Source organism: Nocardia abscessus (assembly GCF_015477775.1).
Taxonomy (GTDB): Bacteria; Actinomycetota; Actinomycetes; order Mycobacteriales; family Mycobacteriaceae; genus Nocardia; species Nocardia abscessus_A.
This window is the reverse complement of record NZ_JADLQO010000022.1, coordinates 13,404-27,742: the sequence shown is the minus strand read 5'-3', so window position 1 is coordinate 27,742 and position 14,339 is coordinate 13,404. Positions and strand designations below refer to the sequence as shown.

12 protein-coding genes are annotated in these 14,339 nt (G+C 66.8%); 8 read left to right on the top strand and 4 right to left on the bottom strand.

Annotated features, from left to right (window positions below; all coding sequences use genetic code 11):
* Positions 1-281: 281 nt before the first annotated feature.
* The gene (locus IU450_RS35725; protein WP_195154130.1) at positions 282-1,808 is read right to left on the bottom strand and encodes a UDP-N-acetylmuramoyl-L-alanyl-D-glutamate--2,6-diaminopimelate ligase; all 1,527 of its coding nucleotides are present in this window, start codon (positions 1,806-1,808) and stop codon (positions 282-284) included.
* Between the two features lie 283 nt (positions 1,809-2,091).
* Between IU450_RS35725 and IU450_RS35720 the strand changes: the two genes are divergently transcribed.
* The 5 genes from IU450_RS35720 (at position 2,092) to IU450_RS35700 (ending at position 7,020) form a co-directional block, all read left to right on the top strand.
* Complete coding sequence (locus IU450_RS35720; protein ID WP_195154129.1) at positions 2,092-2,685, top strand: alpha/beta hydrolase; 594 nt, start codon at positions 2,092-2,094, stop codon at positions 2,683-2,685.
* A 33-nt stretch (positions 2,686-2,718) separates the two neighbouring features.
* Entirely contained in the window at positions 2,719-3,165 is a 447-nt protein-coding gene (locus IU450_RS35715; protein WP_195154128.1) for a VOC family protein, read from the top strand.
* Between the two features lie 22 nt (positions 3,166-3,187).
* On the top strand, positions 3,188-4,657 hold the full coding sequence (locus IU450_RS35710) for a dihydrolipoyl dehydrogenase family protein (protein ID WP_195154127.1): 1,470 nt from the start codon (positions 3,188-3,190) through the stop codon (positions 4,655-4,657).
* A 39-nt stretch (positions 4,658-4,696) separates the two neighbouring features.
* Positions 4,697-5,470, top strand: a complete 774-nt coding sequence (locus tag IU450_RS35705; RefSeq protein WP_195154126.1) for an SDR family NAD(P)-dependent oxidoreductase — start codon at positions 4,697-4,699, stop codon at positions 5,468-5,470.
* Positions 5,471-5,577: 107 nt separating this feature from the next.
* Positions 5,578-7,020: an aldehyde dehydrogenase gene (locus IU450_RS35700; protein WP_195154125.1), complete on the top strand. Its 1,443-nt coding sequence runs from the start codon at positions 5,578-5,580 to the stop codon at positions 7,018-7,020.
* 120 nt (positions 7,021-7,140) lie between these two features.
* Here the strand turns inward: IU450_RS35700 and IU450_RS35695 are convergent, their stop codons facing one another.
* Both IU450_RS35695 and IU450_RS35690 read right to left on the bottom strand, forming a co-directional pair.
* Entirely contained in the window at positions 7,141-8,181 is a 1,041-nt protein-coding gene (locus tag IU450_RS35695) for an alpha/beta fold hydrolase (RefSeq protein ID WP_195154124.1), read from the bottom strand.
* Positions 8,182-8,266: 85 nt separating this feature from the next.
* Positions 8,267-10,981: an ATP-binding protein gene (locus tag IU450_RS35690; protein ID WP_195154123.1), complete on the bottom strand. Its 2,715-nt coding sequence runs from the start codon at positions 10,979-10,981 to the stop codon at positions 8,267-8,269.
* Positions 10,982-11,110: 129 nt separating this feature from the next.
* Here IU450_RS35690 and IU450_RS35685 point away from each other — a divergent pair, with 129 nt between their 5' ends.
* Both IU450_RS35685 and IU450_RS35680 read left to right on the top strand, forming a co-directional pair.
* Positions 11,111-11,539 carry a hypothetical protein gene (locus IU450_RS35685; RefSeq protein WP_195154122.1) on the top strand — a complete coding sequence of 143 codons (429 nt, stop codon included), beginning with the start codon at positions 11,111-11,113 and terminating at the stop codon, positions 11,537-11,539.
* Positions 11,540-11,590: 51 nt separating this feature from the next.
* A complete protein-coding gene (locus tag IU450_RS35680; protein ID WP_195154121.1) occupies positions 11,591-11,959 on the top strand; it encodes an alpha/beta fold hydrolase in 369 nt (122 codons plus the stop codon).
* A gap of 413 nt (positions 11,960-12,372) precedes the next feature.
* Here IU450_RS35680 and IU450_RS35675 read toward each other — a convergent pair whose 3' ends face one another.
* Positions 12,373-12,981, bottom strand: coding sequence for a TetR/AcrR family transcriptional regulator (locus IU450_RS35675; protein ID WP_195154120.1), 609 nt, complete (start codon positions 12,979-12,981; stop codon positions 12,373-12,375).
* A gap of 184 nt (positions 12,982-13,165) precedes the next feature.
* Between IU450_RS35675 and IU450_RS35670 the strand changes: the two genes are divergently transcribed.
* A complete protein-coding gene (locus IU450_RS35670) occupies positions 13,166-14,338 on the top strand; it encodes a spirocyclase AveC family protein (RefSeq protein ID WP_195154119.1) in 1,173 nt (390 codons plus the stop codon).
* Position 14,339 lies beyond the last annotated feature (1 nt).

Sequence of the window (14,339 nt, the reverse complement as noted above, 5' to 3'; positions counted from 1 at the left end):
CGACGAAGCGTCTGGGATTCTTCACCGATCGTCTGGCCGGACCCGGGATGCGAGAAGATGCCGCACGGAACTTACTTCCCACGGACAGGTCGTAGCCGGATGTCCAGAGGTAGGTCACTGGAGCCGCACCTTCAGCGAACTGTTTGCGCGGGAGTTGCCGCTAGGGCACAAGCGGGGAAGTTTACCGATGGCTTGCTCGAACGGAGCTCGGTTTGTCTGTCTCACTTCTGTGATGCGTTGACAAGCCTCGAAGGGTGGCTGTGGATTCGCCGTGGGAAGAGTCATGGGCGAGATGGGACGTCTGTCGTGGTGCGATTCAGTGCGTGTCGCAGTTCTATTCGATCGTCGAAAGCGAGGGTTGTGGCACCGTATGTTTGGACGGGGTCATGTCCGCGACCGGCGACGACGAGGACATCACCGGGTTGCGCGAGGGCGACGGCCATGCCGATCGCGTCGGCGCGGTTGGGTTCGAGGATGACCTCGGCGTGCGTGGCGGCGTATGCGCCGGCGGCGACGTCTTCTCGGAGTCGAGCCGGGTTGTCGGAGAAGGGACTTTCGTCGGTGACGATGACTGTGTCGGCGAAAGTTGCTGCTGTCCAGCCGAGAGGGCGGCGTTTGCTCGGGTCGCGTTCACCGGTGGCTCCGATGACGACGATGACCTTGCCGGTGGTCAAGGACCGCAGGTAGGGGAATTGTCGTTGTTGGCCTGCGGTGTTGTGCATGTAGTCGACGAAGGCCAGGAACGGTTGCCCGGCATCGATGCGCTGCATCCGGCCCGGAACGCAGTCCAGGCTTTCCATGCCCGCGATCGCCACATCGAGGTCGATCCCTGTTGCTGACAGCGCGGCGATCGCACCGAGGGCGTTGTCGACCTGATGGCGGCCCAACAGTTCGAGCCGGACAGCGGTGTTGTGGTCGGTGCCGTGCACGACAAACGCGGTGCCGTGCTGGTCGGCTCGGACGTGGTCAGCGTAGAAGTCGGCCGCCGTGGACTCTGTCGAGAACGTGCAGTGGGGGATGTCGATTTCAGCGGCGAGCCGTCGACCGTAGTCGTCGTCGATGCCGATGACGGCATACTCGCATCGTTCGGGCAAGAACAGTTTGGCTTTCGCCGAGTAGTAGCCTTCGAGGTCGTCGTGGAAGTCCAAATGGTCCGGGCCCAGATTGGTGAAAACACCTACGCGGAATCGGATCCCGTCGACCCGGTGCAGTGCGAGAGCGTGACTCGACACCTCCAGCGCCATCGCGGACACTCCACTCGCATGGAAAGCCGCCAACGTTCGTTGCAGTACGCTGGCCTCGGGTGTCGTCCGTACAGCTGGACGCGCACCCCAGGGGCCGTGGATGGTGACGCCGTTGATCAGACCGGTTTCGATTCCTGCTCCGTTCAGGCCCGCGCTGAGCAGATAGGTCGTGCTGGTCTTGCCGTTCGTCCCGGTAACGCCGAACACGTCGAGGTTGCGGGAGGGATGGCCGTAGATCCATGAGGCGAGCGGACCCAGCACGCGCCGGGGGTCATCGACCACGAAGGTCGGTAGCTCGATACATGGCCGGTCGCTGATCGCGGCTACCGCGCCGCGAGCGGCCGCCTCGACCGCGAAGGTAGCGCCGTGATGGCGAGAACCGGGTAGCGCCGCGTACACCTCGCCGGGCGAGATCAGCCGTGAATCCTGACTGATCCCGGTAATCGTCCTGTTTGTAGATAGATCGCTCGGGATCCATGGCACGCCCAAATGCGCAGCCAGATCGCTCAGTGTCCGCTGACGCGGCGGTCGCGGACGATCGTCACCCCAGGGCTCCGAGGTCATGAGGACAGTGAACCACCTCACCGCCGCTAACTCGTGAAACCGCGCCGTTGGCATCCACCGCTGCAGGTAAGAGCAGTTGAAGGACTATGCGTGTCCGAGCGCTGCTCGAACACCTTTCCTGCAGGGCGGGGGATGTTCGCACGAAGCGATGCGCGTCAGGAGTGGTCGGGTACCAGGGTGACTACGTCATGGTCGGCGTCACTTGACAGATGTGGCGGCGGGGCCGCGGGACCCACAGTGGAATCCGCACCACCTGCCTCACATTTTTGGAAAGGACGCCGACATGGCCGATATCCGACGCCCCCGTATGCGGCGGTTTGCCCGGATGACCGCGGCGGTCACAGCTGCGGTGGCCGCTGGCAGCCTCGCCGTCGCGTGCACCGCGAGCACTACCACCCACGCCGGGCCGACCGAGGACGCGCCGAAGCCGACCGTCGTCCTGGTCCACGGTGCGTTCGCGGATGGGTCGACCAACAAGTTCCCGGGCTCCACTCTGCCCGGCACGCTCGACCCGGTCGCGTTCACCGGCACCGACGGCAGCGCCGGCACCGATCTGTACATCCAGCAGGCCTCGTTCCACGAGCAGTTCGCCGCCGACGTGCCGGCCGACCGTGCCGCCCTGGCGGCCGCCGCGCAGCGCCCGATCGCCCAGGCGGCGCTGGAGGAGAAGGCCATTGTCTCCGCGTGGACGGACAAGCCCAGCTGGGACGTGATCACGACCCAGGACCTCAATATCCCGGTCGCCGCTCAGCGGTTCATGGCCGAGCGGGCGCACGCACAGGTCACCGAGATCGCCGCATCGCATTCGGTCGCCGTCTCACATCCCGATCGGGTGGCCGAGGTGATCGAGCGGACGGCCCGCGACTCCGCTCACTGACCACGCGAAAAGACCTTCGAGGAAACACGAATCATGGATCTGAAATTGGAAGTCGTCGTCCTGCCCGTGGCCGACGTAGACCGCGCCAAGGCGTTCTACACCGAGCGCCTCGGATTCCGTCTCGACGCCGATTTCCCGGTCGACGACGGCTACCGCGTCGTGCAGGTCACCCCGCCCGGCTCGGAGTGCTCGATCATCTTCGGCAGCGGCGTCACCGGGGCCGCGCCGGGATCCCTGCAGGGCCTGCACGTGATCGTCACCGATATCGAGAAGACCGTCGCGGAGCTGACCGAGCGCGGCATCGCGGTCGATGGACCGTTCCGCGATGCCACCGGTGTCTTCCACCACGCCGGAACCCAGAGCCGCGTTGCCGGGGCGGATCCGCAGCGACGCAGCTACCGTTCGTTCGCCGCGTTCACCGATCCCGACGGCAACGGCTGGTTCCTACAGGAAGTCACCCAGCGCGCCCCCGGCCGCTGATTCAAGAGTTGGAGGTGAACTCGTGTCCGACAAGGCAATTCGCATCTACGATGTCGTGATCATCGGTGCCGGGCCGGTCGGTGAGAATGTCGCCGACCGGACCCGTGCCGCCGGGTTGAGCACCGTGATCGTCGAATCCGAACTGGTCGGCGGCGAATGTTCGTACTGGGCTTGCGAACCCAGCAAGGCTCTGCTGCGCCCCGTCCTGCTCTACCGCGAGGCCGCACGCTTCCCCGGCATCGGCGGCGCGGTCACCGGACGACTCGAGGCGCCCGCGGTGTTGAAACACCGCGATCGCATGGCGGCCGATTGGAACGACCGGGACCAGGTCGACTGGCTTGACTCCGTGCGGGTCGAACTCATTCGTGGCCACGGAAGGCTCGACGGACCCCGGCAGGTGGCGGTCCACACTCCCGAGGGCGGCATCGTGCGGCTCGGCGCCCGGCACGCGGTGGCGCTGTGCACCGGAACATCCGCGGCCTTGCCGCCGCTGCCGGGCCTGGACGCGGTGCGGCCGTGGACAAGTCGCGAAGCCACCAGCGCCCCGGATGTGTGCGATCGGCTCGCGATTCTCGGTGCGGGTGTGGTCGCTGTCGAAATGGCCACCGCCTGGCAGGCGCTGGGTGCGCAGGTCACGCTCATCGCCCGCGAATCCCGGCTGTTGGGCCGCGTGGAGGCTTTCGCCTCGGACCTGGTCGCCGAGCGGCTCCGGGAGGCCGGTGTCCAGCTGTGCTTGGGCACGACTATCACCGCGGCGGAACGCGCGGGCGGACCCGACGACGGCATCCATCTCAGCCTCGGAGACGGCACTCGGCTGGTCGCCGACGAACTGCTGCTGGCGATCGGACGCACGCCACGCACCGAGAACCTCGGCCTCGAGACCATCGGACTGACACCCGGCCAGTGGCTCACCACCGACGACAGTTTCACCGTGACTGCGGTCGACGGCGAGTGGCTGTACGCGGTCGGCGACGTCAATCACCGTGCGCTGCTCACCCATCAGGGCAAATACCAGGCCCGCATTGCCGGAGGCGTCATCGCCGCCCGGGCGCGCGGGCTGACGTTGGACACCGAGCGGTGGGGCCCGCACGCCGGAACCGCCGATCTCGAGGCGGTGCCGCAGGTCGTGTTCACCGATCCGGAGATCGCGGCGGTCGGCCTCACCACCGAGGACGCCGCCCGCGCCGGGCGGGCCGTGGATGTGGTCGATTACGACATCGGCCGGGTCGCGGGCGCGATCCAACACGATCCCGGCTATCGAGGACGGGCCCGGGTCCTGATCGACCCGGACCGCCGGGTGATCATCGGCGCCACCTTCGCCGGGCCGGGCGTCGCCGAACTGCTGCACTCGGCCACCATCGCCATCACCGGCGAGGTCCCTCTCGACCGACTCTGGCATGCCGTTCCGCCGTTCCCCACCATCAGCGAAATCTGGTTACGGCTGCTGGAAACCTATCGCGACCGACAGAATTCGCCGGACTCGTACAGCTGATGATCACCTACCCACCACGATCGAAATGGATGGTTCTCCGTGACAGGACAGCTCACCGGCAAGACGGCACTCGTGACCGGTTCCACCAGCAATATCGGCCGGGCGATCGCCCTCGCGTATGCGGCGGCCGGTGCACACGTGATCGTCTCGGGTCGTAATGAAATGCGCGGCGCGGCGGTGCTCGAGGAGATTCGAGCGGACGGCGGCCGAGCGGACTTCGTACCCGCTGATCTCGACGGCACTGCGGCAGCCTCGCGCGCCCTCGCCGACGCGGCGACTGCCCGACTGGGTGGGCGCCTCGATATTCTCGTCAACAACGCGGGCATCTACCCGCCGTCCACCACCGAAACCGTTGACGAGGAAGTGTTCGACCGCGTGTACGCGGTGAACGTCAAAGCGCCGTTCTTCCTCACCCAAGCCGTCATACCGAGGATGCGGGCCGGCGGTGGCATCATCAATCTCGGATCATGGGTCGCCCGGCTCGGCCTGCCCGTCGGCGGGCTGTACGCCTCGACCAAAGGTGCCATGGAGACATTGACGCGGGCCTGGTCCGCGGAATTCGCGGGGTCCGGGGTGCGGGTCAACGCGATTTCGCCCGGCGTCACCCTCGATCCAGAGGTCGATTCGGGACATACCGCCGCGGTCGAAGCGATGATGCACGGCACGCCCGCCGACCGCGTCGGTCACCCCGACGAGATCGCCGCCGCAGCGGTCTTTCTCGCCTCCGATGCTGCGGCTTTCGTTCATGGGATCGTCCTCGACGTCGACGGCGGGCGCACAGGTGTCGCGGTCTCCCGCGCCGCAGCGGTGTAACCGGGCCCTGCGGAACCTGACACGTCGAGCGCAGCGGCATCACGCGGTCAGGCTGATGGACCTGGTCGCGATCACCAGAATTCGATTACCACAGGAGAGAAAACCAAATGATCACCTACGACCGGCTCTACGTCGGCGGTTCGTGGACCGAACCCAGCGAACCGGCCCTACTGGAAATCCTCTCTCCGCACGATCAATCGGCCATCGGCCGGGCGGCGCAGGCACAACCCGTCGATGTCGACCGTGCGGTGGCGGTGGCGCACAGGGCCTTTGAAAGCCGCGTGTGGCGCGACATCCCGCCTGCTGAGCGAATCGCATCGCTGCGACGGTTCAATACGCTGCGCGAGGCAGAGGCGGATCGGATCGCCGAGCTCATCACCGCCGAAAACGGTTCCGCCGCGTGGTTCACCAAGGCGGGTCAGGATGGTCTGACGCGGCTGGCGAATGCCTACCTCACGGCCGCGGAGCATTTCGACTGGGAGCGCGTGCTCACCCCCTCAGACCCGGATGGGCGCGTCCGCAACGTGGTGCGGCGCGAACCGGTCGGGGTGGTGGCGGCGGTGATCCCGTGGAATTCGCCCTTCTCCTCCGCGACGTCGAAGATCCTCCCCGCCTTGCTCACCGGAAATTCTGTGGTGCTGAAGGTGTCTCCGGAGAATTCGCTGAGCATGGGTCTGCTGGCCGAACTGGTGGATCGGATCGGGCTGCCGGAAGGCGTGATCAGCGTGCTGCCCGCGGATCGGGAAACGAGTGAGTATCTGATCTCGCATCCGCGGGTGGACAAGATCGCCTTCACCGGTTCGACCGGGGCCGGGCGCCGGATCGCATCCATCGCAGGCGCGCAGCTCAAACGGGTGAGTCTCGAACTGGGCGGCAAATCCGCGGCCGTGATCCTGCCCGATGCCGACCTGACCGCGGTGATGAACGGCCTGAAGTTCGGTTCGTTATTGAACAACGGCGAGTCCTGCATTGCCCAAACGCGGATCCTCGCCCCGCGTTCACGCTACGAGGAGGTGGTCGCGGCGCTGGCGGCGCTGGTCGAATCGTTGCCGGTAGGTGATCCGCGCGACCCGGAAACCTTCATCGGACCATTGGTTCGTGGCGATCAGCGACAGCGAGTCCGCGACTACATCGAGGTCGGTATCGGTGAAGGCGCGCGGTTGGTCTGCGGCGGACCGCAGGTTCCGCCCGGTTTGGGAGACGGCTTCTATGTCACGCCGACGGTTTTCGCCGACGTGACGCCGACCATGCGCATCGCGCGTGAGGAGATCTTCGGCCCGGTCCTGGTCGTCCTCGCTTACGACGACATCGACGATGCGGTGTGCATCGCCAACGACTCCGAGTATGGGCTCTCCGGTGGCGTATGGTCGGCGGACGAAGCCGCGGCGCTGGCCGTCGCCCGCCGAATCCGGACCGGCACGGTCACCATCAACGGTGCGCCGATCGGATTCGACGGTCCCTTCGGGGGATTCAAGGCCAGCGGGATCGGCCGCGAGTACGGTGCCGTGGGTTTGGGCCAGTACACCGAATACCAGACAATCACCGTCTGACACGCTGATAGGGTGGTCGAGTGCTCGTCGAGGAAGTCGACGGAATCCAGCCGCCCAGTCGAAGGCGGTGTTTCCCCCCGGCGCCGGATATCGGCTGTGCAGCGGTCGTTTCCGCGACCATCACAGGTGGTCGGCGTCGATGATCGCCCGGGCGAACGGATGCGGCGCTTCCTGCGGGACGTTGTGCCCGATCCCGTCCAGGACGCGGTGTTCGTACTTCCCGATGAACTTGTCGCGGTATGTTTTTCCGTCCTTGGCCGCGCCGTCGAAGTCGCTGCTGATTGTGATGGCGGGCACGGAGATTGCCGGTCCGGCGGCGAGTTGCTGTTCGTAGATGTCGTATTGTGGTTCGCCGGGCGCCAGGCTCAGTCGCCACCGATAGTTGGAGATGACGATGTCGACATGGTCGGGATTGTCGAAGGCGGTGGCGCTGCGGTCGTAGGTGGCGTCGTCGAAATTCCATGCCGGTGACGCGCGCCGCCAGATGAGTTTGTTGAAATCGTGTCGGTTGCGGGTATATCCGAGGCGGCCGCGTTCGGTGGCGAAGTAGTACTGGTACCACCAGCCGAGTTCGGCTTCGGGCGGCAGCGGCTGCTGTTGTGCCGCCTGCTGGGTGATGATGTATCCGCTCACCGCGACCATCGCCTTGACCCGCTGCGGCCACAACGCGGCGATGATGTCGACCGTGCGTGCGCCCCAGTCGAATCCGCCGAGCACGGCCTCGTCGATGTGCAGGGCGTCCATGAAGTCGATGATGTCGCGCGCGATGGCCGATTGCTGCCCGTTGCGGACGGTCTGCGCGGACCGGAAGGTGGTCCCACCGTATCCGCGTAGGAATGGGACGAGCACCCGGTATCCGGCCGCGGCCAGCAGCGGGCCGACATCGGCGTAGCTGTAGGCGTCGTAGGGCCAGCCGTGCAGCAGGATCACGGGTTGCCCGGTGGCGGGCCCGAATTCCGCGTAGGCGACAGTGAGGACACCGGCGTCGATCTTCTTGATGGGCTCGAGGCTGGTGTTGGCTCCCGATCCGGCCCGCAGGGCCGCACCTGGTGTGGCGGTCGCGGGCCCGGTGGAGGAGCAGGCGCTGAGGGAAGCCGCGGACAGGCTGGCGGCGCCCGCCGCGAGCGCTCCACCGAAAAGTCGTCGTCGGTTGATGTTCATGCCGTCGACGCTAGGCAGCGCGCCGGCGACGCCGCGAGCGTCGGATGACGTAATCGGTGTCCATCGGTCGCGGGCGACCGGTTGATCAACCGGTCGTTTCGTCCAAGGTGGGCAGCAGCGCCGCGAGGTCGCCGCGTGAACTGATTCCGAGCTTCGGGAAGATGCGGTGCAGGTGAGTGCTGACGGTCCGGTGCGACAGGTACAGCCTTTGCCCGATCTCCCGATTGGTCAGTCCCTGTGCCGCCAGTTGCGCGATGCTCAGCTCGTGCGGGGTGAGCCGCTCGCGGGCGTCCGGGTCGCGATTCGGGCTCGATTCGCCCGCGCTGCGCAGTTCCAGGCGGGCCCGCTCACTCCACGCGGCGAAGCCGAGGGCATCGAAAGTCTCTCGGGCCGTGCGCAAATGGGTGCGGGACTCGACAACCCGCCGCTGCCGCCGCAGCCACTCGCCATAGGCCAGATGCAGGCGGCCGCGTTCGGCGGGCCAGCGGGTGAGATCCGCCGCCAGCGCGACGGAGAACGACTCCCCGGCCGACTCGCCAGCGAGAACCGCTCGGGCATAACGCATTCCAATGTGCAGGGCGGGCGACGGCGTGGACGCCGCTACCGGTTCCAGTTCGCGCAGGAGTTCCGCCATGGCGTCGGTCTGCCCCGCTCGGACCGCGGCCTCGGCGAGTTCGGTGAGGAAATACGCGCGCAGCGCCGGCGAATGCGACGGGTCGCGCGGATCGTGCAGGCGGGCCAAATCGGTGAAGGCGTCGTCGAATCGGCCCTCACCGAGCGCGATGAGCCCGCGGGCGAGTTGCACGGTGGCCAGCACGGGGCGCGCGCCGGCGGCGAGTCCGGTGCGTTCGGCGGCCGCCGCGAGCGCTGCGGCCTGCGAATAATCCCCACGCAGAGCCGCGATTTCGGACTGCACGGCGACCACCGCCGCGTGCATGAAGGGCTGCCCGGTCTCCCGGGCGAAGGACTCGGCCTCGGCCGCGATGGCCGCGGCGGCGGCGAGGTCGCCGAGCCGGGCCAGGCTCCAGGCTTGGATCGCGAGTGCGCGGGTGAGCAGCCCCAGCCGCCCGGCGGAACGGAACCCAGGTGCGGCGGCGCCGGCGAAGTACGCGGCGAGGTCGAAAGCGCCGACCTGGAATGCCGCACTGCTGAGAAAGTGATCGACCTCCGGATCGCGCAGCGTGGTCGCGGCCAGCGCACGCAGGTGGCCGAGGACCTGTTCACCGCGTTCGAACGGGGCCACGATCGAGTCGATCGCGATCTTGCGAGGATCACCGCCGGGAATGTCAAAGGTGTCGGCGACCGCGAGCACCGCGCGCCGGATATCGGGCCCGGGTTCGGACCAGAAGCATCGCATGGCCGCACCCCACATGATCCGCAGCGCGGGATCCGGATACCCGTCGGCGGCGACGGAGGCCGCGAGTGCGGCCAGTTCGCCGATGCGCGAGGGGCTTTCGCGCAGCCCGTCCTCGAACCCGCTGAGCAGCCACTTCGCGGTGGCCTCCTGCGCGGCTGTGAGGGGGAGCGCACGCGCGGCGTCGACCAGCCGTTCGGCCGTGACGCGGTGACCCGAGTCGACGGCCAGTTCGGCTGCGCGCAGCAGACGATCCGCGCGTCGGCCGGGAGTGTCGCTCAGCGCCGCGGCACGTTCCAGCGCCGCGACCGCGCCGCCGCGGTGCCGGGACCGTTCGGCGGCGTCCTCGAGGGCCGCGGCCACCTCCTCGTCGGCGCCGGCCGTGCTCGCCGCCCGATGCCACACCTGGCGATCCGGAGACTCGGTGAGCAGGTCCGCGAGGGCCTGATGAGCGCGGCGGCGCTCCTCGGCCGTCGCCGCCGCCACAAGGGCCGAGCGGACCAGCGGATGACGGAAAGTCACTGTGCCGGAGCCGATGTCGACCAGTCGGGCCGTCACGGCGGGCGCGAAAGTCTCGGTTCCCACCTCGGATCCCAGGAGAATCGCTGCGGCAGTCAGTGTTTCGGTGAGCGAATCGCTGTCGTCGAGCGCCGCGACGAGCAATGCCGAGCGGGTGCGTGCGGGCAGCGCGGCACCGCGCGTCGAGAAGGTCCGCTCGAGACGCTCGGTCAAGGGCAGCGTCGGAGCGGACTCGGCGAGGTCCGCTACGGCCGTCGGCAGTTCGGTCAAAGCCAGCGGGTTGCCGCGGGCCTCGGCGAGCACCCGGCGGCGTACCTGGGCGGGCAGTTCCGGTGCGATGCTGTCGAGCAGCGCGTTCGCGTCGTTATCGGGCAGCGGGCCCAGTCGCACGGTGGTCAGCTCCGCGTCGCGGAGCGGTGAGTTCATGCCGTCGCGCACGGTAGTGAGCATGGCAACGGGTTCGGAGTCGATGCGGCGCGCGACGAAGGCGAGGACCTCGGCGCTGGCGGGATCGAGCCAGTGCACGTCCTCGGCGACGACCAGCAGCGGACGTTCGGTCGCCAGGTCGGCCAGCAGCGTCAGGGCGGCGAGCCCCACCAGGTGCGGGCTGGGCTCACCAACGGCATCCGACATGCCCAAAGCGGTCGTCAGCGCATCGAACTGGCGTGCCGGTAGGGCATCGAACGCACGGCGCAGCGGGTACAGCAGCCGATGCAGTCCGGCGTAGGAGAGGCCGTGTTCGGCTTCCACACCTGCGGTCCGCAACACCCGCAGCCCCGCCGCGGCCGCGGTGGCGACCGTCCGTTCGACAAGCGACGACTTTCCGATTCCGGGTTCCCCCTCGACCAGGATCCCGCTCCGCTCACCGACGGCGTCCACGAGCGCGGCCAGGTCTTTCAGCTCGGTGTCTCGTCCGAACATCGACATGTGTGGCGCTCTCCTCCCGGACCCGTGACGGCATCCGGGACCGCTCGTGACCTTACCGAAACAGGATTACGTCACTTCAGCGTCAACCGACAGATTCGGCGCCCTGCCCTCGGCGGCGAGGGTACTTCCATGGTTACGGTTCATTTTCATCTCCTGTCCACCCTGACTCCCGCCGAGGTCGTACGGGTGCTCACCGACTTCGGACCCACCCGTGCCGAGGTGTGGCCGAGCATCGACGCCGAGCATTTCGTCGTCCACGACCGCGGCGAGAACTGGGCCGAGATCACCGAAGGCACCGCGGCTGCCTGGGAACGCGCCCGCTACGACTGGGATCCGGACGGTGACACCGTCACCGTCACCACACTGGACTCCAAACTGTTCGGCGCGGGCGGCGGCTGGTTCTTCCGCGCTACGCCCGACTCGAACGGCACCCGGGTCGACGTCGAGCTGACCCGGACCCCGCGGGCGCTCAAGGGCAAGCTCCTGGCGGCGCTGCTGCCGCTGGTCGGCCCGTCCTCGCTGCGCAAGTCGCTCTCCGGACCGCTGCAGGCCGCGTGATGTCCACCTCGCACTCGACACCTGAGACCGGACAACTCGCACCTGGTACGTATGCCTTCGATTCCGACGGAATCACCCAGCGGTACCACGTGTACGGCCGCGGGCCGGTCTGCCTCGCCCACCCTGGCGGCCCCGGGATGCACTGGCCTGCGGGCGAGTTATGTCTCGGGACTGGACGCGGACCTGACTCCCGATCTCATCGACGACCGCGCGGACCTGCCGAACTCGACCGTGCCGACGCTGGTCGTCGTGGGCCGCCACGATGTCATCTGCGGACCGCGCTGGGGGCGGGAACTGCATGAACTGATCCCCGATTCCCGACTGGTGATCCTGGAGCACAGCGGGCACATGGGTCATCTGGAGGAACCCGAGCGCTTCGTTACCGCGGTACGGGAATTCGTTTTCTCACCGAAGGGATGATCGGCATGCTCTCGTTTCGAGCAGTTCGATCGATTGGGGCCGGTGCGGCAGCGGTTTTCGCGGACCCGGTGTCCCTGTGGATCTGGGCCGAGCTCGCGGTACTGCACGGGGCGGGGCCCGCCATCCGGGATCTTCTCGATCAACGATCGAATGGAAAGCTTTTCAGCGGAACCGGCGCCCCCCGGGGAGATGCCGGTCCCGTGCGGTACAGCCGTGGGGCGTCGGGACCGAGTTTCCACTCTGCCGGCACCTGGGCGGCGAAGGCTCGTTGAGTTCGATGAGGTCCATGTCGTCCAGGGCCAGACGTCGCCCGCGTCGAAGACAACACCCCCGACGACGACTGGATCGGCATTCTCCGGCTGCCGGGGCCAGAGCGGACCGCGGTTCGTGCGCGCGCGGTATCCGAGGTGGGACTATCGTCCGGGCAGCTTGATTGCCGACATATACATTTCGAGAGTCGGTCTGTACAGGTCGACGTCGTCGATTTGGGTTCCCAGTGCGACGGAGTCGGTGGTGGCGATGAGCACGCGCGCGAACGTCAACGGAGGGATCAGTAGGGTGGCGCCGATTCGGTCGAGGCCCTCGACGATGAACCGCCCCAGCGCTTCGACGACCTCTGCTCGCTTGGCCGCTACCCGTTCCCGCGCCTCGGGGTTGCGCAACAGATACAAAGTGAATTCGTAGCCCAGAGCGGCGGGCGCGGCCCCTCGAACTTCACTGAGTTGGCGCCACCGCTGGGCAACTTGGTCGAGTTCATGCGCTCCCACCTCGGATGCCGCTGACAGCAGTTCGCTGAACGTATCGAAGTAGCGCTGCCAGTACCGGTCGCTCACCGCCAGGAAAAGCTCTTCCTTCGTGGAAAAGTGCTTGTAGATGGCGCCTTTCGTGTAGCCGGCCGCCCGTGCGATGTCGTCGAGACTTGCCAGCGTGAAGCCTTTCTCGGCGAACACCTGCTCCGCGGCGTCGACGAGAAGCGAGCGGGTGTGCTCGAGGCGCCGCTCCCTCGTCCAAGGCTCAACCATACCTGCGATTATGCCATGAATCTCAGAAACCCTTACGATACTCAGATTCTGACTGGTATATTTTCGGACGTCAGGCTACTGAAGGAGGGCGACCGATGACTGCCCCATCGATGACAGACATTTCCTGTGATGCCGACGAGCTTGCGGTGCGTTGGGCAACGGTGATCCCGAAGGAGGCCGTGCGATGAGCGGCCCGGGGGAGAGGAAGAAGGCGACCACCGTCACCGAGCCGCTCGGCGAAGCGGCCTCGCTGGGCGCCCGGGTTCAGTCACCGAGCAAGCCCGTCCGGATCTGGGCGATCGTCGGCGGTCTGATCCTGGCGTTCCAGGTGTACGTGTGGATCCGCTGGGTCTCCGGGCCATTCTTCGTGCGGGTGCCCACCGGACCCAGTGATCCGCCGACGTGGATGAAGACGATCCTCATCACCTGGACGGCCGTGATCTTGGCCGGCTGGCCGATCGGCATCTACTACTTCATCGTCAGGCCGTGGCGGCGTGAGCGGCGGATCACGACCGACGGCATGTTGCTGGTGGCCTGCGGCCTGCTGTTCTTCCAGGATCCGCTGCTGAACTACTTCAACACGTGGAGCACGTACAACACCTGGATGTTCAACCGGGGCTCGTGGGTCGCGCACATTCCGGGCTGGCGGTCGTATGCGGAACCGGGCCAGATGATGGCCGAACCGCTGCTGATGAATGCCGCGGGCTACTCCTACGGAGTTCTGCTGTGCACGATCCTCGGATGTTGGATCATGCGCCGAGCCAAGGTGAAATGGCCGAATATCAACAACTACGGATTGATCGGTGTCCTGATCGTCTGGACGTTCTTCTTCGATCTCGTCATCGAAGGCATGTTCTTGATGCCGATGGGGCTTTTCACCTACCCCGGCGCGATCCAGTCTTTGTCGATCAATGCCGGTACCTACTACCAATGGCCGATCTATGAAGGGCTCATGTGGGGAGGCGTCCAAGCTGGTCTGTGCGCTCTGCGCTATTTCACCGACGATCGTGGACGGACATTCGTCGAGCGGGGACTCGAACGCGTCCAAGGCGGGTTCGTGAAGCAGCAAACTACGCGCTTCCTGGCGATCTTCGCGGCGTGCAGCCTTTTCTTCTTCGTGTGCTACAACCTTCCCGCGCAGTGGTTCGCCATGAACGCCGATCCCTGGCCCGAGGACATCCAGAAGCGCTCGTACTTCGACATGGGTATCTGCGGTGAGGGCACAGGGCGGCTCTGCCCCGATCCTGTCCTGCCGATCCCCGGCAAGGACACCGGCTACATCGATCCGGATGGCCGGCTCGTTCTACCCGAGGGCGCGAAGCTTCCGGAAGTCGTTCCATTCGAGCGAGGGAATTGAT